Origin of the sequence: Allobosea sp. UC22_33 (genome assembly GCF_042700715.1) — a bacterium.
GTDB lineage: Bacteria > Pseudomonadota > Alphaproteobacteria > Rhizobiales > Beijerinckiaceae > Allobosea.
The window spans coordinates 4,723,947-4,748,251 of the sequence record NZ_CP170556.1; the positions used below are offsets into that span (position 1 = coordinate 4,723,947).

A 24,305-nucleotide genomic window follows, 5' to 3' on the forward strand; every position below is an offset into this window, starting at 1 on the left:
ACGCCGCGACGAATGCGAAAGGCCGCCCCAAAGGCGGCCTTTTCTCTTGAGACGGCTCCGCGGTCAGACGATCTCGGAGACCAGCTTGGCGATCAGGCTGTTGGAGAGGATGACCGGGAGGCCGGCTTCCCTCGCCTCGCGGCGATGCCGCTCGACGAAGCCCATGCAGTCCATCAGCAGGATTTCGGCGCCACGACCCGCAAGCCCGCGGGCCGCGTCCGCGACCGATGCCCCATCGCCGCCATAGGGCGAGGCTGCGGCATAAAGCGGCGCGCGCCCGAGCGGGGCCCATTTCCCGGCCTCGGACGCGATCTGTTCGGCCAATGGCACGATGATGCCGAGCTGAGCGCCTTGCAGCAGCGCTGCCACGGTCGGCGGCAGGATGCGGTCCGGCTCGACCAGTCGCGCCCTCTCCGTCCTCAGGCTCTCGAAATGCCCGGTGCAGAGCATCAGGATCGTCGAGCAGCCCTCGGCTTCCAGCAGGGCGAGCTTGGCCTGCGCCGCCGCCTCGGTGCGCACCCGGTCGATGACCACCGCGCTGCCGTCGAGCAGCTTGGTGATCAGCATCGGCTTGCCGGCTTCGGGCGCGAAGCCGCGCTCGATCTCGGCACGGCCGAGGCCGTCGAGCACCCCGGCATGGCGGCGCGGCAGGCGCGCATCCAGCACGTCGTCGAGGATCGGCGTGATGTCGGCGCGCGGCGCCTGGCCGATGGTCAGCGTTCCCAGCTTGCTCATGGCGCTCCCCTTCCTCCGCAATGAAAAGGCCCCGGGACGATTGCCCCGAGGCCCGGGTCGCTCAGCGCTTCCAGAAGTTCTTCGAGACGGAGTCGAAGAAGGAGAAGATCGCATCGCCCGCGATGACGCCGGCGGCGAACACCTCCATGTCGCCCTCGCCGCTTGCACCGCGCAGCTTCTCCCAGATGACCCGGCAGAGGATGCCGGCCAGCACCGCCCAGCCCGCCATCGGGAAGTTGATCAAGAGGCCGGTGGCGAAGAGCACGCCGATCTGCCGCTTCGGCCCGCCGATGAACTGAAGGATCGCGCCGGGGATCGCCCAGATGAAGAGCTGCCAGGCCACGCCATCAGCCACGCCGGCCTTGATCGTCGCGGCATAGACCTTGTTCACGGGGGCGACGAGGTTCTGGTCGAAGAAGGACTGGTAGGAAACCAGCACCACCGCGCCCGCCACGACGAAGGCGAACATCGCGGCGAAGAGCTGCTGGCGACGGCCCTCAAGCTCGAAGGCGGGGTTGGCGCCGTTGCCGCGCAGCAGGTAGCCGGCCTTCAGGTCGTAGCCCATATCGGCGAAGGCAGGCCCGGTCGCGGCCGAGAAGCCGACGAGCAGCGCCAGGGCCGGCATCGGGAAGCCGATGAGCATGCCGATGATCAGCGTGATCAGCGCGACCGCGAAGGCCGGGAACCAGCCGGAATGCATCGCGGCGAGGCCGACGATCAGCTCGTGGACATAGGCCGCGAAGGCGGCATAGAGCACGAACAGGATCAGCATGCCCACCGACATGTCGCTCATCAGCCCGCCGACAACGGCGATGAACACGGCGATCGCGAGATAGCCGACGGTGCCGAGCCCAAGCGCGCGCTTCACCTCGGCATCGCTGACGCCGGCCTTCGCCTCGTCCGCCTTGGCCTCGCCGCGGCGGAACAGCAGCAGCGCGACCTGCAACAATGCCACGAGGCCGGCGCCGATCATGAAGCCGTGCGGGATATAGGCGGCCATCAGGTCGCCCTTCGGGATGATGCTGGCGAAGGTCGGGCCGCCGAAGAGCTGGCCGGAATAGCCGCGCAGCAAAAGGCCGATGCCGAACATCAGCAGCGCCCAGATATTGCCGATGAAGGCAACGCCGAAGGCCGACATCGGAATGCCGGTGACGGCGGCCGAGCCGGCGAATCCGATCCAGGCCAGCGGGATCTTGATGAAGGATGCGACGACGCCCGTGCCGAAGCCGATGCCCATCAGCACCGCCTTGCGGCCGCCCTCGTCGCCGGCCTTGATCGCCTCGGCCGCTGCGACGCCCGGAGGCCAGGCGCCCTGCGCCGGGAAGACGCGGGAATCGAACATCCGGTAGAGCAGATAGGCGTCGAGCAGCATGGCGAAGAAAGCGCCCGCCAGCATCGGCAGGACGAGATCCGGCCGCCCCAGCAGCCAGGGGATGCCGACCGGCAGGAGCAGGCTGTTCGCCGCGCCGAACGTGGCCGAGGAGATCGCGCTCTGGGCCAGGTTCTGCACATGGATCGAGCGGTAGCGCGCGAAGATCGCGAGCGGCACGCGCGCCAGCGCCATGGCGGCGAGCGCGCCGATCAGCGAGGTGTTGGCGGTGATGCCGAGCGACACCAGAAGCTGCATGCCGATGATCGCGCCGAAGACGCAGAGCACGGCGATGAGCAGCAGCGTCGCCGGCTCGAACAGGCTGGGGTGCTTCTGAGGCACCCCCTCAGTTGGATTGGTCATGCCTCAGTCCCCTTATTGGCCCCTGTCGGGCGTGTGCGTTGTGATCCCTGCCGCTCAGGCAACCAGGATGCCGGCCTTGGCCTCGCCGACATCCTGCGTGGCATGCGCGCCCTGCACGCCGTAATCGCGCTTGGCCGCATCGGGAGAGACCAGTCCGAGCGCGATGTCGCGGGCGATCGCCTCCCGCGAGCGCTCGGAGGCCGGGCCGTAGCCGGCGCCGCCGGCCAGCACGAGCTCGACGATCTCATGCGGCTGCCGAACCTGGACGAGCTCGCCGGTGCCGACGTCCTTCAGCACATGTCCCTGCTCGTCGATCACCCGGCCCGACGCCCCGCCGCCGGCCTTGCCGCCGAACAGGCCCGCGATCGGGTTGTCGACCCCTTCCGGATAGAGCGAGACCAGCGTCGGCAGGCCGTCATCGGCGAGCTTGCGCAGACGCACGCGCTGGCCGAGGCCGCCGCGATGCTGGCCGGCACCGCCGGAGTCGGTGAGATAGGCCTTCTCGACCACCAGCACCGGCACCCGCGATTCGAAGGTCTCGATCGAGGTGTTCGCGGCGGAAGTCGGATAGAGCAGGCCCGACTTGCCATCGCCCTGGGCCGAGCCGCCCTGGCCGCCGCCGCAGAAGAGCATGTCGGAATAGGTGTCGCCGGCCGCGTCGCGGCCATAGACGCTCGCCGCCACCGGCAGGCCGGTGAAGGCCTGGACCTGCTTCGGCGCCGCTTCCGACAAGGCGCGGAAGATGTTCGGCGCCAGATACCAGCCGGTGCGGGTGCGCAGGTTCACCGCCAGCGGCTTGTCGCAGTTCAGGATCGAGCCCTTCGGGGCCTCGACCGTGAAGGCACGGTAGCAGCCGGCATTGCCGCGCACGCCCGGCGTCAGCATGCATTTCAGCGGATAGGTCGCATGCGCCATCGTGTAGTTGAGCGTGCAGTTGAGCCCGCCCTGCGCCAGCTGCGGCGGCGCGCCGGCGAAGTCGAGATGGATCGTGTCGTCCTTCACCGTCAGCGCCAGCGGGTAATGCATCGGCGTGCCCAGCGGGTTGTTCGAGACCGTGCCGTGATAGACCCCGTCCGGCAGCGCGCGGATGGCGTCGCGCATCGCCTTTTCCGAGCGGCTCTGCACGACATGGGCGAGCGCCCTCAGGTCCTGCATGCCGTAATCGGTGAGGAAGGACTGCAGGCGCTCGGCACCGATGGCGTTGGCCGCGACGAAGGAATGCAGGTCGCCGAGCACCTGCTCGGAGTTGCGCACGTTCTCAGCCAGCAGGCGCACCAGCGTCTCGTTGATCCGGCCGGCTTCGTAGAGCTTCATCGGCGGGATCTGGAAGCCCTCCTCGTAGATCTCGCGGGCCCGCAAACTGTCCTTGGTGCCGCCGATATCCGAGACATGGCCGACCGTGCCCATCAGGCCGACGACGCGGTTGCCGAGGAAGACCGGCGTCACCACCGCGATGTCGAAGAGATGGCCGGCGCAGAGCCAGGGATCGTTGGTGATCAGCACGTCGCCGGGCTTCAGCGTATCGGCCGGGTAGCGCTCCAGCAGCGCCTTCACCGCACGCGGCAGCGTCAGGTTGAACACCGGCATGGCGCGGGGCGAATGCGCCAGCGTCTCGCCTTCGGGGTCGAGCAGTTCGCAGGCGAAGTCCTGCGCTTCCGAGATCACCAGCGAGAAGGCGGTGCGGCAGACCGTCAGCCACATCTCCTCGACGACGTTGATCATCCGGCTCCACATGATCTCCAGCGAGATCGGATCGGCCTCGATCCGGCGCGCGGCCTCGGCCAGCGGCATGTCGGCGGTGATCGTGGTCTCGGCCGCATTGGCCTGGCCGACATGGATGATCAGGTTCAGGACATCGTCGATGGCGACGCTGTCGCCGGGCGGGACGATCGTGGTCGCTTCGCGCTCCTCGATGATCGCCGGCCCCTTGATGCTGTCGCCGGAGCGCAGCGCATAGCGGTCATAGACCGTCGCCTCGCTCCAGCCGCCCTCGAACCAGGCCTTGCGGCTGCCCTTGACCTTGTTCGTGGCATCGCCGCCGCCGGCCGCGCCGGAAAGCGACAGCGTCGGCATCGGGCCGGCGCAGCGGACGCGGAAATTGATCGCTTCCAGCCGCGCGCCCTCATAGACCGAGGTGTAGCGGGCGGAATAGGCCTTGCTGAAGGCCGCGCGGATGGCCTCCAGGCTCGACGCATCGATGGTCCCGGACGGCAGCGGCACGGAAATATCGTGCATCTGGCCGACCAGGCGCATATCAGCCGTCCGCTCGACCGCGACGTCGCCGGACTTCACGCCGGCCTCGGTCAGGTGCTTGCGGCCTTCGACCTCGAGATCGCGCAGCACGGCATTGACGGAGGCCGCATCGAAGCCTTCCGAGAACTCGACCGGCAGCGAGCGCACCATGTCGAAGGAAAGCGGCGCGGCCAGGAAGCCGAGCGCCGAAGCCGCGCCCGAAGCCGGCGGGATGATGACCTGCCTGACGCCGAGCACGCGCGCGACGTCGACGGCATGGGCCGGGCCGGCACCGCCGAAACCGACCATGGCGTAATGGCGGGGGTCCTTGCCCTTCTCGACGAGATGGACGCGGGCGGCGGCGCCCATGCTCTCGACCACGACCTTGTGGATGCCCCAGGCGGCTTCCTCGATGGAGAGGCCGAGCGGCGCAGCGACGGTCGAGACGGCCTTGCGCGCCGCCTCCAGATCGAGCGCCATGCGCCCGCCGAGGAAGAAGCCGGGATCGTAATAGCCGAGCACGAGATTGGCGTCGGTCACGGTCGGCTTGGTGCCGCCCATGCCGTAGCAGGCCGGGCCGGGGTCGGAGCCGGCGGAATGCGGGCCGACCTTGAGCAGGCCGACCTCGTCGATCGCGGCGATCGAGCCACCGCCGGCGCCGATCTCGATCATGTCGATGACGGGCGCCTTGATCGGCAGGCCGGAGCCCTTGGCGAAACGGTTGACGCGACCGGCTTCGAGCATCAGCGCGATCTCGGCGCGGCCATCCTCGATCATGCAGGCCTTGGCGGTGGTGCCGCCCATATCGAAGGAGATCACGTCCTTGTGGCCGGCGAGTTCGCCGAACAGCGCCGTGGCGAGGCCGCCGCCGGCAGGGCCGCTTTCGAGCAGGCGGATCGGGAAGGTGCGCGCCGTCTCGGGCGAGACCAGGCCGCCGGCCGAATGCATCAGCCGGAGCGCTCCGGTGAAGGCGCGGGCCGCCAGCTCGCGCTCCAGCCGGTGCAGATAGCGGCGCATCAGCGGCTGGACATAGGCGTTGGCCGCCGTGGTGACGAAGCGCTGGTACTCCCAGATCTCGGCGACGACCTCGCTCGACAGCGAAACGGTCAGCTCCGGGCAGGTCTCGCGGACGATCCGGCCGGCTTCCTGCTCGTGAGCGGGGTTGCGGTAGCTGTTGAGGAAGCAGACCGCGATCGCCTCGCAGCCGGCGGCTTCGAGCTCGCGGGCGGCCTTGCGCACGGCGTCCGCGTCGAGCGCGGTGACGACCTGGCCGTCGCGGTCGATGCGCTCGGCCACTTCGAGGCGGTGTTCCCGCGACACCAGCGGATCGGGGAAGGTCAGGAACAGGTCGTAGATGTCGTAGCGCTGCTCCGTGCCCATTTCGAGGATGTCGCGGAAGCCCTTCGTGGTGATCAGGCCGAGCTTGGAGCCCTTGCGCTCGATCACGGCATTGGTGACCAGCGTCGTGCCGTGGACGATATCGCCGACATCGGCCAGCGTGATGCCGGCCATCTCGGTGAGTTCGCCGAGGCCGATCAGCGCCGCTTCCGACGGATCATGCGGCGTGGTCAGGCGCTTGTGCAGCCGGACCGAACGCTCCTGCGAATCGTAGAGGATGAAATCGGTGAAGGTGCCGCCGATGTCGAAGCCGATACGCCAACGATTGCTCATGGAGCGGTCTCCGCGATTGCGAGGTTCAAGGGGTAGAAGCGCTTGTCATGGGTGAGTGCCGCGATCTCGGCGGCGCCCTCTCCCAGGGAACGGATGATGGCGAGGCGCTCGGCCGGCTCGACCGTGGCGGCCGGGAAGGACAGGCAGAGCGCGACCTCGTCGCCGGTCGCGGCGTCGCCGACGGCGACGGAGAGCGCACGCACGCCACGCACCGCCTCGTCGCGCGATTCGGCGAAGCCCTCCTCGCGGACCCGCGCCAGACGATCGAGCAGATCGTCGAGATCGCGCGGCGCGGTTTCAGACGGCGCGATGAAACTGGCCGGATAGAGCGCGCGAACCTCGTCGTCCGGCAGGCGGGCGAGCAGGGCGCGGCCGGTGCTGGACGCGAAGGCCGGGATGCGGTCGCCGATCGAGGTGACCACGCGCAGGGCATGGCGGCCGGGATGGGCGGTCACCGCGACGATCTCGGTGCCGCGCCGGACGCTGACATAGCCGGTATGGCCGATCCGGTCCGAGATCGTCCCGACCACGGCATCGGCGCGGTCGATCAGCGAAGCGGCGAAGCGATAGAGATGGCCGACCTGATTGAGCAGCAGCGAGGGCCGGTAACGCTTGCTCTCGCCGACCGTCTCCAGCAGCCCCTCGTCACGCATCGCCCGGAGCAACCGCGAGGCGTTGCTCTTCGGCATGCCCAGCAACGTGACCAAATCCGTCACCGTGACGTCATGGCGTGTGCTGGAAAAACAGCGCAGCACATCCACGGCCGACGACAGGATGGACATCACGATCAACCTTGATAGTTCCATGAAATGGAACTTGAGTTGCAATAAAAGGGAAAATACGCGAGTTAAGAAAGATGTCAATCCTGTGACCGCATTCTGCTTCCCTAAGGTGAGGCTTGCGATCAGGACCGAGTGCCTCGACGCCGCTCCGGCCAGGCTGTATCCCGGCTTCCATGCCGCTTCGGACCTTAGTCCGCGTCATGGAGAGCCCCGGATGAGCGACAGCCTGCTGTATCTTTCGCGCGACGACGTCCAGGCGCTGGCGATCTCGCCCGACGAAGCGCGCGAGGCCGTGCTGCAAGGCTTTCGCGACCATGCTGCCGGGCTGAACCGGAGCATCCCGAAAACGGCGCTGATGCTGGGAGCCGGCCACGGCTTCCAGGCGATGACCGCGGCGTCCTCCGCCCAGCAGATCGCCACGGTGAAATGGGTGGCGATGGCGCCCGTCGCGGCGGGCTCATCCCTGCCGGCCGTCAGCGCGCTGATCTGCATCAACGATTATGCGACGGGCATGCCGCGCGCGATCCTCGATGGCGACGAGATCACCCTGATCCGCACCGCCGCGATCACCGCCGCCGCAGCCTCGCGCCTCGCACCGCCACAGCCCCGCACCATCGGCTTCATCGGCTGCGGATTGCAGGCCTACGCCCATCTTACGGCCTTTCGCGCGCTCTATCCGGGCCTCACCACCGCGCTGGCCATGAGCCGCAGCCGCGCTTCGGCCGAGCGCCTCGCTGAAACCGCGCGCACCGCCGGCCTCACGGCAAGGGTTCTGGACGATGCCGATACGCTCCTCGCCGAAAGCGATATCGTGATCTCGATGGTCCCGGGCGGCCCCGGCATGGCGCCTTTCCTCGATGCGCGGCGCCTGAAACCCGTCGCCTTTGCCGCCGCGGTCGATACAGGCCGGAGCTGGCTGCCAGAGACGCTGCCGGCCTTCGACGTCCTCGCCACCGACAGCCTGGAGCAGTCCCGCGCGCCCTATGATGCCGCCGGCAATCCGGTCACGACCGTCAGCTTCGGCCATGACATGACGGAGCTGGCGGTGACGCCGCATCCGACGGCGCCGACGAGCCGCTCCTTCTTCTGCTTCCGCGGCGTCGCGCTGGCCGATCTCGCGCTCGCGCATCTGGTCGTCGAAAAGGCCCGTGCGAACGGGCGCGGCACCACCCTGACGCGCTGATCCCGAACCGCTTCACCGGACCACAGCATGACCCAGCGCCTCCGCGATTTCGGCCTCACCTGCGGCATCCTGCAGACCGGCCCGCTCAACGCGATCACCGACGTGCCCGGCGTCAAGCTCGGCCATGTTACCCTGCGCGATGGTGACCTCCGGACCGGCTTCACCGCGCTGCTGCCGCATGACGGCAACCTCTTTCGCCGGAAGGTCCGCGCCGCGGTCGATGTCATCAACGGCTTTGGCAAGAGCGCCGGGCTGATGCAGCTCGCCGAGCTCGGCCAGATCGAGACGCCGCTCCTGCTCGGCAACACGCTCGCCGTCGGCACCGGCTTCGACGCGCTGGTGACGCGCGCGCTCGCCGACAATCCCGACATCGGTCGCGAGACCGGCACCGTCAATCCGGTCGTGCTCGAATGCAATGACGGCTATCTCTCCGATATCCGCGCCCGCGCGCTGACTGAAGCCCACGCCTTCGCCGCGCTCGATGCCGCCGTTTCCGGCCCTGTCGCGGAGGGCGCGGTCGGCGCCGGCACCGGCATGAGCGCCTTCGGCTTCAAGGGCGGTATCGGCACGGCCTCGCGCCGCTTTGCCCTCGACGGCACCGAGCACACGCTCGGCGTACTGGCGCTGGCCAATTTCGGGAATGCCGGCGACCTCGTCCTGCCCGATGGCCGCCGCCCGGCTCCACCCGAGGCGAAGCCGCAAGCCGAGCGCGGCTCCGTGATCCTTGTCATCGCGACCGACGTGCCGCTGGAATCGCGGCAGCTGCATCGCGTCGCGCGGCGTGGCGGAGCGGGCCTCGCCCGGCTTGGCGCATTCTGGGGCAATGGCAGCGGGGATATCGCCGTCGCCTTCACGACAGCCGACCCGATCGACCACGACCAGCCTGATGATCTCGTGCCGCTGCGCGCCCTCAACGAGAACCGTATCGACACGCTTTTCCGCGCCGCCGCAGAGGCGACGCAGGAAGCCGTGCTCAACGCGATGGTCGCGGCTTCCGCCACGACCGGGCGCGACGGGCATTATCGCCCGTCACTGGAGGATTGGCTCAGGGCAAACGCCGGCTGAGACGATCCGGGGCGGCTCAGGCCCACTCGCCCTTGCGGAAGACCGGCACGCGGCGGCCATCCTCATGGACGCCGTCGATATCGACCGCGCCGGAGCCGATCATCCAGTCGATATGGATCAGGCTCTTGTTGCCGCCCTGCGCCGCGATCTGCTCCGGCGTCAGGTTCGCGCCATCGACGAAGCATTTCGAATAGCACTGCCCGAGCGCGATATGGCAGGACGCGTTTTCGTCGAACAGCGTGTTGTAGAACAGGATGCCGCTCTTCGAGATCGGCGAGGAGTTCGGCACCAGCGCGACTTCGCCGAGCCGGCGCGCGCCCTCGTCGGTATCCAGCACCTTGTTCAGCACCGCCTCGCCGCGCGAGGCCTTGGCCTCGACGATCCGCCCGCCCTCGAAGCGCACCTGGATCTCGTCGATCAGCGAGCCCTGATAGGAGAGCGGCTTGGTGCTGGAGACATGGCCCTCGACCCGGCGCGCATGCGGGGTCGTGAAAACCTCCTCGGTCGGGATGTTCGGGTTGCAGACGATGCCGTTCTTGGCCGGCGAGGCGCCGCCCTGCCAGTCATGGCCATCGGCCAGGCCCACGGTGAGATCGGTGCCCGGCCCGGTGAAATGCAGCGAGGCGAAGCGCTGGCCGTTCAGCCAGTCGCGCCGCGTCCGCAGCGCCGCGTTATGCGCGGCCCAGGCCGCGACCGGATCGGCCTGATCGATGCGCGAGGCCGAAAAGATCGCCTCTGCCAGCTTGCCGACAGCGACCTCCTCCGCATCATCGGGAAACACCTGTTTCGCCCAGGCCGCGCTCGGATAGGCCAGGATGTTCCAGTTGATGTCGAAGCCGGCGATCTTCTCCAGCGCCGGCTGATAGGCCAGCGAATTCGCCTTGCTGGCGCGGCCAACCTTGGCCGGATCCTCGTTCGCCAGCAGCATCGGGTTGTCGCCGACGATGGCGAGCCGCGCGGTATTGGCGGAAAACGCCTCGGCGACGCCCTTGTAGAGCCAGGCCGGGGCCTTGTCGAAGCTCGCATCCGGCGCATGGCGATACCGCGCCAGCGTCACCTCCTCATCGGCCAGCATTGGCGTGACGATGCCCGCGCCGGCCTTGTAGGCATGCGCGGCGATCAGCCGGACCAACGGCAGCGCCGCGACCGGTGCGGTCAGGAACAGGTCCTGCCCCGGCTGGAGATTGAGGCCGACGCGGATGGCGACCTCGGCCAGCTTGTCGAGCTTGGCGGCGTCAATGGCTTGCGGGCGCTGGTGAACAGTCATGATACTCGACCTGTCGGATTCGGGTTGCCGCCATTGCTGGCCCAAATCACGGCCGGGTCAACCGTCTCCATAGCAGGGCGGCCATCCCGCGCCGGGCAGGCCCGCATTCAGTCGGTTTCTCCCGCCTGCCGCATTCCGAGCTTGAGCTTGCTGGCTCTGAGCAAGTGGCTGCGCATCAGGGCCGACGCGACCTCGTTCTCGCCGGCTTCGAGATGGTCGAGCATGGCGAGGTGCTCCGTGCAGTTCACGCGCACCCGCTCGAAGCCCAGGCCCCAGTCATAGTTCGAGAGGCGCCTGAGCTGGTTCTGACGGCGCACGGCCGAGTGGAAATAGCGATTGCCCGTCGCTGCGGCCAAGCCTTCATGGAACGCGGCATTCATCTCGTAGAAGGCGATGCTGGAAGACTCGCGCCACGGGCTTTGCAGATAGGCGAGATGGCGCGCCCTCATCTCCGCAATCCAGCCGGTTTCGAGGTGGAAACCGGGTTCGAGCATGCACATCGGCTCGATGACCAGCCGGAAGCGATAGCTCTCGTCGCGCAGGCGCTTGTCGCGCGGCTCGTGCAGGAAGCGCCAGCCATAGCCGGGCTTGCGCTCGACCATGTCGAGATCGGCAAGGCGGGCGAGCAGCTTCTGCGCCTCGGGCCGGCCGAGCTCGTAGCGCCGCATCACCTCGAGTTCCGAGACCTCGTCGGGCAGCAGGCCGTTCTCGCGCTCATGCGCGAGCTTGACCATCGCGAGCTCGATCGTCTCCGGCGCCCGGGCGCTATCGGTCGCGGCCGGCAGGTGGATGAGCTCGATGCCCTTGTTGAGATGCCGCCGCACCACGCCCTGCTCGGCGAGATGGTCGAGCGCGGCACGCACGGGCGTGCGCGAGACGCCGAGCCGCTTCGCCGTCGCATTCTCGTTGAGCCAGGCACCGGCCGCCAGCGCATCCTCGCGCACGAGCTGCAGGATGCGGTCGGCGATCTCCTGTTGCAGCCGGGTCGGCGCCGTCATCGGAAGGCCCTTGATTGTTTTAGTTGATGATGAAATACACTATAGCACGATCTCCTGCCAGCATACCGGAAAGATGTGCGCCATGGTCCAGCCCTGCCCCTTCGTCGACGTGTCGGGCACGCCCTATGAGCGCGGGCGCCAGCACGGCGCCGCCGTGCCGAGCCGCGTCAAGCGCTCGATCGAGCTCTATGGCGGCCAGCTCGGCGAGCTCGGCTACGACGCCGCGGCGAAAACGGCACTGATCGCCGAGTTCGCCAAGGAGATCGAGGCCTTCGGCGCGCATTACATCGAGGAGATGCGCGGTATCGCCGACGGCGCCGGCGTTGCGCTCGAAGACATCGTCATGGTCAATGCCCGCACCGAGGTCATCGCCAAGGCGCGGCTGGTCAAGAACAAGCCGATCGAGGCCCAGGAGGAGCTCGACGACGGCTGCACCGGCGCGATCATCCTGCCGGAGCGCAGTGCCTCGGGCGAACTGATCCACGGCCAGAACTGGGACTGGAAGGCCGAATGCGCGGAGACGGCGATCGTGCTGCGCGTGCGCCGCACCGACGGCCCGGATTTCCTGACCTTCGTCGAGGCCGGCGGCCTCGCCCGCTGCGGCATGAACGCGGCCGGCATCTCGATCACCGCCAATTATCTCGAATCCGAGCGTGATTTCACCCAGGCCGGCGTGCCGCTCGCCCTGATCCGCCGCAAGGTGCTGGAGCAGGAGCATCTCGCCTTCGCCATCAAGGCCGTGGCGACGACGCCGAAGGCCTGCTCGAACAACATGATGCTCTCGACCGTGAAGGGTTTCGGCATCGATTTCGAATGCGCCCCGGACGAGGCTTTCCCGATCTACCCGCAGGACGGCATGATCGTGCACGCCAATCACTGGGTCGGCCAGATCGCCCTGACCAAGATCAAGGACACCGGCATCCCGCGCGTGCCGGAGAGCTTCTATCGCGACTGGCGCGTCCGCAAGCTGCTCGACGAAGCCGGCCGCAAGCTGACCGTCGACGATCTCAAGCACGCCTTCTTCGACGATTTCCTGGCGCCTCACTCGGTCTGCCGCCCTGTGCGCCCGAACGAGGCCGGCAATCTCTCGGCCACCGTCGCCATGGTGATCATGCAGCCGGCGAAGGGGATCATGGAGGTCGCGCCGCTGCCGGCCCAGAACCGCGTCTTCACGCGCTACAGCCTGACCGAGGAGCCCGTGCTGCTCGCCGAAGCGGCGGAATAATCCCGCTCCGACATCGCGTCACAACCGAAAAAACAACAGGGGAACATGATGCGCCGAACAACAACCACCACCGCCCTCGCCGCCGCGCTGCTGTGCGGCGGCCTCGTCCAGGTCGCCGGGGCGAGCGCGCTCAAGATCCAGCTGCGCGCCGACATCCGCTCGATCAATCCGGGCGTCAACCGCGACGCCAATACCGACGGCGTCGTCGTGCAGATCGTCGAGGGTCTGGTCGCCTATGGCGAGGACGCCCTGCCGAAGCCGCTTCTGGCCGAGAAGGTCGATATCTCCCCGGACGGCAAGAGCTATACCTTCACCCTGCGCCAGGGCGTGAAGTTCCATAACGGCGCAGCGCTGACCTCCGCGGACGTGCTGTGGAGCTGGAACCGCTACATGGACCCGAAGACCGATTGGCGCTGCCTTTCGGAATTCGACGGCCGCGGCCAGGTCAAGGTCGAGAAGATCTCCGCGCCTGATGACAAGACCGTCGTCTTCGAGCTGGACAAGCCGAGCGCGCTCTTCCTCTCGGCGCTCGCCCGCACCGACTGCGCCATGACCGGCATCCTCCACAAGGATTCGGTCAAGGCCGACGGTTCCTTCGACAAGCCGATCGGCACCGGCCCGTTCAAGTTCGCCGAGTGGAAGCGCAGCGAATACATCAAGCTGGATCGCTTCGCCGACTACGCCTCGCTGCCCGGCAAGATCGACGGCCTGACCGGCGCCAAGAAGCCGCTGGTCGACGAGGTCCGCTTCCTTGTCATCCCCGACAACGCGACGGCCAAGGCCGCCCTGCTGAAGGGCGATATCGACGTCGTCCCGGACATCGCCAATACCGACATCGCCGAGCTCAAGAAGAACGACAAGGTCAAGACCTCCGTCGTCTCCAGCATGGGCCTCGTCGGCCTGATCATCCAGACGCGCGACCCGCTGCTGCAGAACGTCAAGCTGCGCCAGGCGATGGCCGCCGCGATCGACTCCAAGGAGCTCGTCGGCGCGGTCACCGACGGCATCGGCTCGCCCAACAACTCGATCGTGCCGGCGCTCTCCGCCTATTACGGCCCGGTCCAGAAGCAGGGTTGGACATACGACCCCGCCGCCGCCAAGAAGCTGCTCGCCGAGGCCGGCTACAAGGGCGAGAAGATCGTGATGCTCGCCAACAAGCGCTATCCCGAGAGCTTCGACGCTGCGGTCGTCGCCCAGCAGATGCTGCAGGCCGTCGGCTTCAACATCGAGATCGAGGTGCTGGAATGGGCGACGCAGCTCGACCGCTACAGCAAGGGCAACTACACGATCCAGGCCTTCCCCTATTCGGGCCGCATGGACCCCGCCCTGAGCTACGAGTCGATGACCGGCCCGAAGGACAAGCAGCCGCGCAAGCTCTGGGACAATCCCGAGGTGCAGGCCCTGCTCGACAAGTCCATGGTCGTGAACGACAAGGCCGAGCGCCAGAAGATCTTCGACGAATTGCACAAGCGCTTCATCAACGATGTCCCGATGGTGATGCTCTATAACGGCATCGTCGGCGGCGCGATGGGCGCCAAGACCAAGGGCTATGTCTCGACGCTGAGCTCGCTGCCCCGCGCCTGGGAAGTCAGCACCGGCCAGTAAGCCGGCCACCTCGCCTTCGCGGCCTCCAACAACGCGGCATGCCCCATGAGGCATGCCCGGACGACACGATAACGAGGGAACGGGAATGATCCGCTTTTCGGCCTCTGCCCTGGCGCTCGCGCTCCTCTGTGGCGCGGCGCAGGCGCAGACCATCAATGTCGCGCTCAATGCCGACATCCGCTCGACCAATCCAGGCGTCAACCGCGATGACAACACCGATGCCGTGGTGCTGCACATGGTCGAAGGCCTTGTCGGCTATCGCGAGAACGGCGCGGTCGCGCCCCTCCTCGCCGAGAGCATCGACGTCTCGCAGGACGGGCTGACCTACACCTTCCACCTCCGCAAGGGCGTGAAGTTCCATAACGGCGCCGCGATGAGCTCGGCCGACGTGCTGTGGAGCTGGAACCGCTACATGGACGCGAAGACCGACTGGCGCTGCAAGCCGGAATTCGACGGCCGCATCGGCCTCAAGGTCACCGAAGCGACCGTTCCCGACGCTTCGACCTTCGTAATGAAGCTGGAGAAGCCGAGCGCCCTTTTCCTGGACACCATGGCCCGCACCGATTGCGCGATGGTCGCGATCCTGCACAAGGACTCGCTGAAGCCCGACGGAAGCTGGGACAAGCCGATCGGCACCGGCCCGTTCCAGCTCGCCGACTGGCGCCGCGGCGAATTCGTCCTGCTCAAGCGCTTCGATGCCTATACGTCCCCGGCCGGCGACAAGCGCGACGGCTATGTCGGCTCGAAGCGCCCGCTGGCGGCCGAGGTCAAGTTCCTCGCCATCGCCGACGGCGCGACGGTCAAGGCGGGCCTGATGTCGGGCGCGCTCGACGTCGCGGATGTGCCCGACGAGGACGTGCCGGAGATGAAGAAGAGCGGGTTGCAGGTGCTCACCGCACCGAGCGCCACCAAGCACGGCATCCTGCTCCAGAGCCGCGACCCGCTGCTCGGCGATGTCCGCATGCGCCAGGCGATCATGGCGGCTTTCGATCAGGACGAGATCGTCGGCGCCGTCTCGAACGGGCTCGGCAAGGTCAACAACTCGGCAGTCTACGTCACCTCGCCCTACTATGACGAGGTCCAGAAGAAGCGCTACACGCACGACCCTGCCCGCGTGAAGAAGCTCCTGGCCGAGGCCGGCTACAAGGGCGAGACGATCAAGCTGCTCGCCAACAAGCGCTCGACGGTGCCGAGCTATCCGATCGCGATCATGGCGCAGGCGATGCTGCAGGCCGCCGGCATCAAGGCCGATATCGAGATCCTGGAATGGGCGACGCAGCTCGACCGCTTCTCGAAGGGCAACTACCAGATGATGTCCTTCAGCTATTCGGCCCGCATCGACCCCGCCCAGAGCTACAACCAGTTCTCCGGCCCGAAGGACAAGCTGCCCTCCAAGGTCTGGGACAATCGCGAGGCCGATGCGCTGATCGAGAAGGCGACGCTGGTCAGCGACGAGGCCGAGCGCCGGAAGATCTTCGACCAGCTCCATGTGATGATGCTGGCCGATGCGCCGCTGATCTTCCTCTACAATCAGGTCGACACGGCCGTCGTATCGAAGCGCCTGCAGGGCTTCGCGCCCTGGGTCGCCTCGAAGCCGCGCCTCTGGGAGGTCGCCGTCGCCAAGTGACGGCGGCCAAGTGACGGCGGCTAAGTGACGGCGATGGCTCAGCCCGGCTCGACCGGGGCCGGGCCGACGGGCGCGCCCTTGATGATATGGGTCGCGATTAGCGCTGCCAGCCGCCCTGCGTCGCGCGCCTTCAGGGCCGCCATCATCTCGTAATGCTCGCGGTCGCTCTTCTGGAGCAGTTCATGCGAGCTCCACACCGTGATCTGCGAACCGCGCCCGCGGTCCCGCAGGCCCCAGATCATCTCCTCCAGCACGGCATTGCCGCAGAAGGAGTACATGAATTGATGGAAGGCGCGGTTGATCTCGCTCTGCTCGGTCCGGCTGCCGGTCGTGACCGCGGTGGAGAACTGTGCCGCGAGTTCGTCCAGCCGCGCGATCGCGGCGTCGTCGATATGGGCGACCACACCCTCCGCCGTGGCCCGCTCCAGGATGATCCGCGTCGCGAGGATCTCCTCATAGGTCTTCAGGTCGACCTCGGCGACGCGATAACCCCGGTTCGGCACATGCTCGATCGTCTTGCGCACGGCGAGTTCGTCGAGCGCGCTGCGCACGTCGAAGCGCGTCGCCTCGAAGCGCTCCTCGAGATCGATCTGGCGCAGCCATTCGCCGGGCCTGAACGCGCGCAACCGGATCGCCTGGGCGATCTCGTTGGCGAGCATGGCGCGCCGCGTGCTGGTGTTCTTGCGTTTCCGCTCGGACGTCATGGCAGGCTCTCTGAAGCGCTTTCGAGCGAGGTGGGCACCGGTTCGCGTCAAGAAGATGGGACGAAACGATGCTCTAGCAGGATTCGCAGGGCACGGAAGAAGATGGTTGCGAAGCCAACCATACCATGCGACATAATTGGCGCCAATAATTTCGCCAGAGGAGGCCGCCCGTGAACGCCGTGGCAGAACAGACCGCCAAACCCGACACCGAGGCGGCCGCCCGCGCCAAGGCGCTCTACGAGTACGGGCCGACCTCGATTTACTCCGCGAAGCACGACGCGCGCTTCCCCTATTGCCTCTATGTCCCGCCGAGCCTGGGCGAGGGCGGCGAGAAGCCGGAGCTGATCGTCGCGATGCACGGCACCGGCCGCGGCTTCACCGGCTATCGCGACGCCTTCTCGTCCTTCGCCCGCTGGAACAACTGCATCATCCTGGCGCCGCTCTTCCCGATCGGCGTGATGGGCGACGGCTATCGCGACGGCTTCAAGTACATGCGCGAGGGCAACCTCCGTTACGACCACATCCTGCTCGCCATCGTCGAGGAGGTTTCCGAGCGTTACGGCATCGCCTTCGATCGCTTCGGCCTGTTCGGCTATTCCGGCGGCGGCCATTTCGCCCATCGCTTCCTGATGCTGCAGCCGAACAAGCTCTGGGGCGTCTCGATCGGCGCGCCGGGCTCGGTCACCCTGCTCGACCCCAGCCGCGACTGGTGGGTCGGCACGCGCAACTTCGCCGAACTCTTCGGCCAGGAGCTCGACATCCCCGCGATGAAGCAGGTCGCGGTGCAGATGGTCGTCGGCGCCGCCGATCTCGAGACCTGGGAGATCACCCACAAGCCGGGCGGCCGCAACTGGATGCCGGACGCCAACCATGCCGGCACCAACCGGCCGGAGCGGCTGGCCAGCCTGCGCGACAACTTCGCCGCGCACGGCATCGCGGCCCGCTTCGACCTCGTGCCGAACACGCCGCATGACGGCGTCAAGGTCGTGCCGGTCGTCGAGGATTTCTTCGCCGGCGAGCTTCGCCGCATCCGTGCCGCCCGCAAGGCCGGCTGAACGGTCACGAGAACAACAGGGGAAGAACCATGAAGCGCCTCCTCGCCTCCGCCGCCGCGCTCGCCCTCTCGGCCGGTGCCCTGCAGGCCCAGACGCTGACGGCCGTGCTCAACGCCGATATCCGCTCGACCAATCCCGGCGTGAACCGCGACGGCAACACCGATGCCGTCGTGCTGCATATGGTCGAAGGCCTCGTCGGCTATGCCGAGGACGGCTCGGTCGGCCCGCTGCTCGCCGAGAAGGTCCAGATCTCGCCTGACGGCAAGACCTACACCTTCCGCCTGCGCAAGGGCGTGAAGTTCCATAACGGCGCCACCATGACCTCGGCCGACGTGCTGTGGAGCTGGAACCGCTACATGGATCCGAAGACCGACTGGCGTTGCATCTCCGATTTCGACGGCCGCAACGGCCTCAAGGTCGAGAAGATCGCGGCCCCCGACGCCGACACCGTCGTGGTGGAGCTCAACGAGCCGAACGGCCTCTTCCTCGACTCGCTCGCCCGCGCCGATTGCGGTGGCACCGCCGTGCTCCACAGGGACTCGGTCAAGGCCGATGGCAGCTGGGACAAGCCGATCGGCACCGGCCCGTTCATGCTCGGCGAGTGGAAGCGCGCCCAGTCGGTCCAGCTCCTTGCCTTCGACCAGTATGTCTCGCCCAAGGGCGACAAGCGCGACGGCTATATCGGCTCGAAGCGCCCGCTGGTGAAGGAAGCCCGCTTCATGGTCATCCCCGACGCGGCAACAGTGAAGGCCGGGCTGCTTTCGGGCTCGCTCGACATGGCGCTGATGCCGGAATCGGACGTGCCCGATCTCAAGAACGCGCCGAACCTGACGCTGGCCATCGCGCCGAACCCGGTCCGGCACAGCCTGATCATCCAGACGCGCGATCCCGTCATGAAGAACCAGGCCCTGCGCCAGGCGATCGCCGCCGCGATCGACTTCCCCGAGCTCGTCGCCAATGTCTCGAACGGCCTCGGCAAGCCCAACAACTCGCCGGTCTACACGACCTCCAAGTATTACGGCGGCACCGAGAAGCAGGGCTTCACATACGACCCCGCCGCCGCCAAGGCCCTGCTGCAAAAGGCCGGCTACAAGGGCGAGAAGATCACGATCCTCGCCAACAAGCGCTCCAGCGTGCCGAGCTTCAACACCGCGGTCATCGCCCAGGCGATGATGCAGGCGGTGGGCATCAATGCCGAGATCGAGGTGCTGGAATGGGCAACGCAGCTGGACCGCTACAACAAAGGCAACTACCAGATGCAGGCCTTTTCCTATTCGAGCCGCTTCGACCCCGCGCTCGGATTCGAGCAGATCGCCGGCCCGAAGGACAAGCAGCCGCGCAAGATCTGGGAGGAGCCGGAGGCGCTCGCCCTGATCCAGAAGTCGATGGTGGTGACCGATACCGCTGAGCGCCAGAAGATCTTCGACGACCTGCACAAGCGCTTCATCAACGAAGTCCCGACCATCTTCACCCATAACGACCTCGACATCATCGCCCATTCCAAGAAGGTGAGCGGCGTAACGCCCTGGGCATCGCAGTTGCGCCTTTGGGAAGTTAGCGTCACGCGGTGATGCGTGTTCCGTCTCCGTCGTGAGGCGGGGCCGGTTTTGTCCTGAGGCTTGGGAGGGCCTTTGATGTTTCGCTTTGCGCTGACGCGGATAGGGATGGCGTTGCCGACGCTGCTGATCGTGGCGGTGTCGGTCTTCGTGCTGATCCGCCTGATCCCGGGCGACCCCGCCCAGCTGATGCTGGGCGACCTGGCGACGCCGGCAAGCCTCGCCGACCTGCGCGCGCGTCTGGGGCTCGACCAGTCGCTGCCGGTCCAGTTCGGGATCTGGATCGGCAATGTCGTGACCGGGGATTTCGGCCAGTCGATCTCGTCGCAGCAGGCGGTGCTGCCGCTGATCCTGCAGCGCTTCTGGGTCTCGGCCCAGATCGTGCTGGTCGCGGTGCTGCTCGCAAGCTGCGTCGCGGTGCCGGCCGGCGTCATCGCCGCCTGGAAGCAGGATTCGGCGTTGGATCTCGGCCTCGTCGCGACCGCGACGCTCCTGCTCTCGATCCCGACCTTCTGGCTCGGCCTGCTGCTGCTGCTGTTCTTCGGGCTCAAGCTCGAATGGCTGCCGGTGGTCGGCTATGTCTCGATCGCCGAGAACCCGTGGGCCGGCATCCTCTATCTGGTCATGCCGATCATGACGCTGTTCCTGCACGAGATCGGCGTGATCCTGCGCATGGCCCGCGCCTCGACGCTCGAGGTGCTGCGCCTCGACTACATCACCCATGCCCGCGCCAAGGGCCTCTCGGAGCGCGCGGTGCTCTGGCGCCATGCCTTCAAGAACGCCTTCGGCCCGACCTGGACGCTGATCGGCCTCGTGCTCGGCAACCTGCTCGGCGGCATCGCGGTGGTCGAGACCGTCTTCACCATCCCCGGCCTCGGCCGCCTGCTCGTCGATGCGATCTTCGCCCGCGACTATCCGGTCATCCAGGGCTGCATGCTCTTCGTCGCCTTCACCTATGTGCTGGTGAACCTCGTCATCGACCTCTGCTACCCGGTCTTCGATCCAAGGGTGACGGCCCAATGAGCAGCGACAGCACAACGACGGGCGGCAGCACCCTGAAGAAGCCGAGCCGCATGAAACTCCCGGCTCCCAATGCGATCGTCGGCGGCACGCTGATCGGCATCCTGCTCGTGACCGCCTGCACGGGCGCGCTCTGGACGCCCTATGATCCGCTGAAGCTCTCCTTCCGCGAGAAGCTGGCGGCACCCTCAGGCCTGCACTGGCTCGGCACCGACGAGTTCGGCCGCGACGTGCTCTCGCGCCTGATGGCGGGAGCGGCGACCTCGGTCTGGATCTCGATCCTGACGGTGACGCTCGCCGTCATCGCGGGCACCACGATCGGCCTGTTCTCCGGCTATATGCGCGGCTGGACCGACCGCATCATCATGGCCTTCAACGATGCGCTGCTCGCCTTCCCCGGCATCCTGCTGGCGCTCGGCCTGCTCGCGGTGGTCGGCGCCAACAAATACGGCATCATCGTTGCGCTGGGCATCGCCTATACGCCCTCGGTCGCCCGCGTCGTGCGCGGCACGGTGCTCTCGCTGCGCGAGCGCGAGTTCATCGCGGCCTCCCGCGTGATGGGCAATTCCGAGGGCTTCACCATGGCCCGCCACATCCTGCCGAACTGCATCGCACCGCTCACCGTGCTGGCGACCTCGATGTTCGGCTACGTGCTGCTGGCCGAGAGCGCGCTCTCCTTCCTGGGCCTCGGCGTGCCGCCGCCGGCCCCGACCTGGGGCAACATGCTCGCCGGTTCCAGGCCCTATATCGGCCAGGCGGTCTGGCTCGGCATCTTCCCGGGCCTGTGCATCTCGCTGACCCTGCTCGGCATCAACCTGCTCGGCGACGCCGTGCGCGACAGGCTCGACCCGCGGATGAGGGGCTCGCGATGACCGTCACCAAACCGCTTCTCGATGTCGCCAATCTCACGCTCAGGATCGGCGGCTCCGGCCGCACGGTGGTCAACGACGTCTCCTTCCAGGTCTTCCCCGGCGAGATCGTCGGCATCGTCGGCGAATCCGGTTCGGGCAAGACGCTCGCGGCCCGCGCCGTGATGGGCTTCATCCCGCCGGCGGTCCGGCTGGAGGGCGGCACGATCCGCTTCGACGGCCAGGACGTGATGGCGATGTCCGCCAAGGACCTGCGCACCATGCGCGGCTCCAAGGTCGGCATGGTCTTCCAGGAGCCGATGACCTCGCTCAACCCCTCGATGCTGATCGGGCGCCAGCTCGACGAGGGGCTGGCGCTGCATCGCAAGCTCGACACGCCCGCCCGGCGCGCCCTGATCCTCGACATGCTCAGGAGCGTCGGCCTGCGCGATCCGGAGGGCGCGCTCACCGCCTATCCGCACCAGTTCTCCGGCGGCATGCGCCAGCGCATCATGCTGGCCTCGGTGATGCTGCTGAAGCCCGCGCTGCTGCTGGCGGACGAGCCGACCACGGCGCTCGACGCCGTCGTCCAGCGCGACGTGATGGAGCTGATGGTCGAGCTGACCAAGGCCAACGACACCGCCGTGCTGCTGATCTCGCATGATCTCGGCATGGTCGCGCGCTATTGCAGCCGCATCGTCGTGATGTGCCAGGGCGACGTGGTCGAGCAGGGCCAAAGCGAGGACATCCTCGCCCGGCCGCAGCACCCCTATACCCGCAAGCTGCTCTCGGCGATGCCGCATCGCCTGCCGGCCCGCCTCCTCCCGGAGGCGAAGACGCCGATCGTCGCGGTCCGCGACCTCGTCGTCGAGTACCCCGGCCGGCAGGGCTTCTTCCGCAAGGGGGAGGCGAAGCGCGCGCTGCACGGCATCAGCATCGATGTCAGGCCCGGCGAGGTCGTCGCGGTGGTCGGCGGCTCGGGCTCGGGCAAGACCACGCTCGGCCAGTCGATCGCCGGGCTGGTCAAGCCGACCGGTGGCGAGATCCGCTTCAACGGCAAGCCGATCCAGAAGAGCGACGCGGCCTACTGGGACTACCGGCTGAACTGCCAGATGGTTTTCCAGGACCCGTACTCCTCGCTCGACCCGCGCATGACGATCCGGCAGCTCGTGGCCGAACCGCTGCGGCTGGTCCCCGACATGACACCGGCCGAGCGCAAGGCCCGCGTCGCCGAGGTGCTGAGCGAAGTGGGCCTGGGCGACGGCTTCGCCGAGCGCTATCCGCACGAACTCTCGGGCGGCCAGCGCCAGCGCATCGCGATCGCGCGTGCGATCGTGCGCCGTCCGAGCTTCGTCATCGCCGACGAGCCGGTCTCGGCGCTCGACGTCACCGTGCGCGCGCAGGTGCTCGAGCTCTTCGACGAGCTCCAGAAGAAGCACGGCTTCTCCTGCCTGTTCATCAGCCACGATCTCGGCGTGGTCGAGCAGGTCGCAGACCGCGTCATCGTCATGCAGGACGGCAAGATCGTCGAGGAAGGTCCCCGCGACGACATCTTCGACAACCCAAAACACCCCTACACCCAGAAGCTCCTCGCCGCCGTCCCGGGACTCGAAAGCACCGCAGAGGGCGGGGTGAGGTTGTTCTGGAGACGGGCCGAAAACGACACTTGGATCGTCGGCTGAGACCCAAACGAACAAGCCCGGAAACCATCCTCGGCGGCGGCGCCGTCGATGGTTTCCGGGCTTTTCGTTCGCTCCGCCGCAGGGCGGAGCGAAGATTTGCGATATCGATCAGCGCTTGCGCTTGGCGCCGACCAGCTCGTCCCACTTACGGAAAGCCACGACCATCTTGTCGGGCTTCAGCGGCAGTTCGATCGGGTTCTTGGCGATGAGGTCGGCATATTCGGGCCGGCCGAACTCCGCGATCACCTCCTGGCTGCGCTTCGGCGCCAGCGAGAGCGGCACGTCCTTCACCGCCGGGCCGGGATAGAGATAGCCCTCGTCATAGGAATAGGCCTGCATCTTCGGCGTCAGCACATGCGCCATGATGTCGAGCACGACTGCGAGTCGGTCGTTCGGGATTCCCTTCGGCACGCACATGAAGAAGGCGTCCGAGACCCAGTGGAAGCCCTTCAGCGTCTGGATCTTGGCTTCCTTCGGCACGATGCCGAGCGCGCGCGGGTTGATGTCCCAGCCCGTGGTCGAGATGATGATGTCGCGCGAGCCGTCGCCGAACTCCTTCATCGTCGCGCCGGTGCCGGCCGGATAGTACTCGATGTATTCGCCGATCGCCTGGAGATAGGCCCAGGTCTTGTCCCAGCCGTTGACCGGGTCCTGCGGGTCCTTGTCGCCGAGGAGATAGGGCAGGCCCATCATGAAGGTGCGGCCCGGGCCGGAGTTCGTCGGGCGGGCGTACATGAACTTGTTGGGATTGGCCTTGGCCCAGGCGAGCAGTTCCTCGGCCGTGGTCGGCACCTGCTTGACGCGGTCGGGCATGTATTCGAGCAGCGGCCCGGAGGGATAGTAGTTCACCACCGTGCCGAAGCCCGCGCCCTGGACCTTGTGCAGGTTCAGCGCCGCCGGCTCGTAGTTCTGCTCGATATGGGGGAACTTCTCGGCAAAATCCGGGAAGATCTTGAGCCAGAGATTCTGCTCAAGGCCGGCCGCCAGGCCGTCCGAGCCAGTCAGCACGAGGTCGAGATCGGAACGACCGGCATCCTGCTGCGCCTTGATCTTGCTCGCCAGCTCCGGCGCCGGCGCCTTCACATAGGTGATGCGCGAGACGAGCTTCGGATTGGCAGTGCGGTAGTCGTCGAAGGCCTGCTGCATCAGCGCCAGCGCCCCGCCGACATCGATGATGTTGATGCCGACCGGCACTGAGGGCAGTGCCGGTACGGCGGCAAGAGCACCGCTGCCGCCCAAGGTCAGCGCGCCGAGCCCGCCCAGGACGGTGCGGCGATCCACGCCTTTTGAAAATTCGCTCATGCTTCTCCCCTTTTGC

General features: G+C 67.2%; 18 protein-coding genes. 10 read left to right on the forward strand and 8 right to left on the reverse strand.

All coding sequences use genetic code 11. The annotated features are described in order from the left end of the window. Positions 1-63: 63 nt before the first annotated feature. The 4 genes from ACFJGT_RS22850 to ACFJGT_RS22865 all read right to left on the reverse strand — a co-directional run bounded on the left by ACFJGT_RS22850 (position 64) and on the right by ACFJGT_RS22865 (position 7,152). On the reverse strand, positions 64-735 hold the full coding sequence (locus ACFJGT_RS22850; RefSeq protein WP_377842859.1) for an AroM family protein: 672 nt from the start codon (positions 733-735) through the stop codon (positions 64-66). A gap of 61 nt (positions 736-796) precedes the next feature. Further along, positions 797-2,467 carry an OPT/YSL family transporter gene (locus ACFJGT_RS22855; protein WP_377842862.1) on the reverse strand — a complete coding sequence of 557 codons (1,671 nt, stop codon included), beginning with the start codon at positions 2,465-2,467 and terminating at the stop codon, positions 797-799. A 54-nt stretch (positions 2,468-2,521) separates the two neighbouring features. Then, positions 2,522-6,370 (reverse strand): hydantoinase B/oxoprolinase family protein, encoded by a 3,849-nt coding sequence (locus tag ACFJGT_RS22860; protein ID WP_377842865.1) that lies wholly within the window; start codon positions 6,368-6,370, stop codon positions 2,522-2,524. Next, the gene (locus ACFJGT_RS22865) at positions 6,367-7,152 is read right to left on the reverse strand and encodes an IclR family transcriptional regulator (RefSeq protein WP_377842867.1); all 786 of its coding nucleotides are present in this window, start codon (positions 7,150-7,152) and stop codon (positions 6,367-6,369) included. Before ACFJGT_RS22865 ends, ACFJGT_RS22860 begins: the two co-directional genes overlap by 4 nt. 214 nt (positions 7,153-7,366) lie before the next feature. Between ACFJGT_RS22865 and ACFJGT_RS22870 the strand changes: the two genes are divergently transcribed. Then, complete coding sequence (locus ACFJGT_RS22870) at positions 7,367-8,335, forward strand: ornithine cyclodeaminase family protein (protein ID WP_377842869.1); 969 nt, start codon at positions 7,367-7,369, stop codon at positions 8,333-8,335. A gap of 27 nt (positions 8,336-8,362) precedes the next feature. Then, positions 8,363-9,400, forward strand: a complete 1,038-nt coding sequence (locus tag ACFJGT_RS22875) for a P1 family peptidase (RefSeq protein WP_377842871.1) — start codon at positions 8,363-8,365, stop codon at positions 9,398-9,400. 16 nt (positions 9,401-9,416) lie between these two features. Here ACFJGT_RS22875 and ACFJGT_RS22880 read toward each other — a convergent pair whose 3' ends face one another. Both ACFJGT_RS22880 and ACFJGT_RS22885 read right to left on the reverse strand, forming a co-directional pair. Then, positions 9,417-10,667 (reverse strand): aminopeptidase, encoded by a 1,251-nt coding sequence (locus ACFJGT_RS22880; protein WP_377842873.1) that lies wholly within the window; start codon positions 10,665-10,667, stop codon positions 9,417-9,419. Between the two features lie 107 nt (positions 10,668-10,774). Continuing rightward, on the reverse strand, positions 10,775-11,665 hold the full coding sequence (locus ACFJGT_RS22885) for a GntR family transcriptional regulator (protein ID WP_377842876.1): 891 nt from the start codon (positions 11,663-11,665) through the stop codon (positions 10,775-10,777). A gap of 82 nt (positions 11,666-11,747) precedes the next feature. Here ACFJGT_RS22885 and ACFJGT_RS22890 point away from each other — a divergent pair, with 82 nt between their 5' ends. From ACFJGT_RS22890 to ACFJGT_RS22900, 3 genes are all read left to right on the forward strand, one after another. Beyond that, positions 11,748-12,890, forward strand: a complete 1,143-nt coding sequence (locus ACFJGT_RS22890; protein ID WP_377842879.1) for a C45 family autoproteolytic acyltransferase/hydolase — start codon at positions 11,748-11,750, stop codon at positions 12,888-12,890. 48 nt (positions 12,891-12,938) lie between these two features. After that, on the forward strand, positions 12,939-14,495 hold the full coding sequence (locus ACFJGT_RS22895; RefSeq protein WP_377842881.1) for an ABC transporter substrate-binding protein: 1,557 nt from the start codon (positions 12,939-12,941) through the stop codon (positions 14,493-14,495). 85 nt (positions 14,496-14,580) lie between these two features. After that, complete coding sequence (locus tag ACFJGT_RS22900; protein ID WP_377842884.1) at positions 14,581-16,122, forward strand: ABC transporter substrate-binding protein; 1,542 nt, start codon at positions 14,581-14,583, stop codon at positions 16,120-16,122. 38 nt (positions 16,123-16,160) lie between these two features. Here ACFJGT_RS22900 and ACFJGT_RS22905 read toward each other — a convergent pair whose 3' ends face one another. Continuing rightward, entirely contained in the window at positions 16,161-16,826 is a 666-nt protein-coding gene (locus ACFJGT_RS22905) for a GntR family transcriptional regulator (RefSeq protein WP_377842887.1), read from the reverse strand. Between the two features lie 170 nt (positions 16,827-16,996). Here ACFJGT_RS22905 and ACFJGT_RS22910 point away from each other — a divergent pair, with 170 nt between their 5' ends. The 5 genes from ACFJGT_RS22910 (at position 16,997) to ACFJGT_RS22930 (ending at position 22,987) form a co-directional block, all read left to right on the forward strand. Further along, positions 16,997-17,881, forward strand: a complete 885-nt coding sequence (locus ACFJGT_RS22910; RefSeq protein ID WP_377842889.1) for an alpha/beta hydrolase — start codon at positions 16,997-16,999, stop codon at positions 17,879-17,881. A 29-nt stretch (positions 17,882-17,910) separates the two neighbouring features. Then, positions 17,911-19,452, forward strand: coding sequence for an ABC transporter substrate-binding protein (locus ACFJGT_RS22915; protein ID WP_377842891.1), 1,542 nt, complete (start codon positions 17,911-17,913; stop codon positions 19,450-19,452). Between the two features lie 63 nt (positions 19,453-19,515). Next, complete coding sequence (locus tag ACFJGT_RS22920; RefSeq protein ID WP_377842893.1) at positions 19,516-20,460, forward strand: ABC transporter permease; 945 nt, start codon at positions 19,516-19,518, stop codon at positions 20,458-20,460. A gap of 50 nt (positions 20,461-20,510) precedes the next feature. Further along, entirely contained in the window at positions 20,511-21,329 is an 819-nt protein-coding gene (locus ACFJGT_RS22925) for an ABC transporter permease (protein ID WP_377842896.1), read from the forward strand. Further along, on the forward strand, positions 21,326-22,987 hold the full coding sequence (locus ACFJGT_RS22930) for an ABC transporter ATP-binding protein (protein ID WP_377842898.1): 1,662 nt from the start codon (positions 21,326-21,328) through the stop codon (positions 22,985-22,987). Before ACFJGT_RS22925 ends, ACFJGT_RS22930 begins: the two co-directional genes overlap by 4 nt. A gap of 108 nt (positions 22,988-23,095) precedes the next feature. Here ACFJGT_RS22930 and ACFJGT_RS22935 read toward each other — a convergent pair whose 3' ends face one another. Beyond that, entirely contained in the window at positions 23,096-24,289 is a 1,194-nt protein-coding gene (locus ACFJGT_RS22935; protein WP_377842900.1) for an extracellular solute-binding protein, read from the reverse strand. Positions 24,290-24,305: the final 16 nt, after the last annotated feature.

What these genes read in the sequence shown, in the direction of transcription:
- ACFJGT_RS22850 (WP_377842859.1), bottom strand. Translation starts at nt 735, where the DNA reads ATGAGCAAGCTGGGAACGCTGACCATCGGCCAGGCGCCGCGCGCCGAC.
- ACFJGT_RS22855 (WP_377842862.1), bottom strand. Translation starts at nt 2,467, where the DNA reads ATGACCAATCCAACTGAGGGGGTGCCTCAGAAGCACCCCAGCCTGTTC.
- ACFJGT_RS22860 (WP_377842865.1), bottom strand. Translation starts at nt 6,370, where the DNA reads ATGAGCAATCGTTGGCGTATCGGCTTCGACATCGGCGGCACCTTCACC.
- ACFJGT_RS22865 (WP_377842867.1), bottom strand. Translation starts at nt 7,152, where the DNA reads ATGTCCATCCTGTCGTCGGCCGTGGATGTGCTGCGCTGTTTTTCCAGC.
- ACFJGT_RS22870 (WP_377842869.1), top strand. Translation starts at nt 7,367, where the DNA reads ATGAGCGACAGCCTGCTGTATCTTTCGCGCGACGACGTCCAGGCGCTG.
- ACFJGT_RS22875 (WP_377842871.1), top strand. Translation starts at nt 8,363, where the DNA reads ATGACCCAGCGCCTCCGCGATTTCGGCCTCACCTGCGGCATCCTGCAG.
- ACFJGT_RS22880 (WP_377842873.1), bottom strand. Translation starts at nt 10,667, where the DNA reads ATGACTGTTCACCAGCGCCCGCAAGCCATTGACGCCGCCAAGCTCGAC.
- ACFJGT_RS22885 (WP_377842876.1), bottom strand. Translation starts at nt 11,665, where the DNA reads ATGACGGCGCCGACCCGGCTGCAACAGGAGATCGCCGACCGCATCCTG.
- ACFJGT_RS22890 (WP_377842879.1), top strand. Translation starts at nt 11,748, where the DNA reads ATGGTCCAGCCCTGCCCCTTCGTCGACGTGTCGGGCACGCCCTATGAG.
- ACFJGT_RS22895 (WP_377842881.1), top strand. Translation starts at nt 12,939, where the DNA reads ATGCGCCGAACAACAACCACCACCGCCCTCGCCGCCGCGCTGCTGTGC.
- ACFJGT_RS22900 (WP_377842884.1), top strand. Translation starts at nt 14,581, where the DNA reads ATGATCCGCTTTTCGGCCTCTGCCCTGGCGCTCGCGCTCCTCTGTGGC.
- ACFJGT_RS22905 (WP_377842887.1), bottom strand. Translation starts at nt 16,826, where the DNA reads ATGACGTCCGAGCGGAAACGCAAGAACACCAGCACGCGGCGCGCCATG.
- ACFJGT_RS22915 (WP_377842891.1), top strand. Translation starts at nt 17,911, where the DNA reads ATGAAGCGCCTCCTCGCCTCCGCCGCCGCGCTCGCCCTCTCGGCCGGT.
- ACFJGT_RS22920 (WP_377842893.1), top strand. Translation starts at nt 19,516, where the DNA reads ATGTTTCGCTTTGCGCTGACGCGGATAGGGATGGCGTTGCCGACGCTG.
- ACFJGT_RS22925 (WP_377842896.1), top strand. Translation starts at nt 20,511, where the DNA reads ATGAAACTCCCGGCTCCCAATGCGATCGTCGGCGGCACGCTGATCGGC.
- ACFJGT_RS22930 (WP_377842898.1), top strand. Translation starts at nt 21,326, where the DNA reads ATGACCGTCACCAAACCGCTTCTCGATGTCGCCAATCTCACGCTCAGG.
- ACFJGT_RS22935 (WP_377842900.1), bottom strand. Translation starts at nt 24,289, where the DNA reads ATGAGCGAATTTTCAAAAGGCGTGGATCGCCGCACCGTCCTGGGCGGG.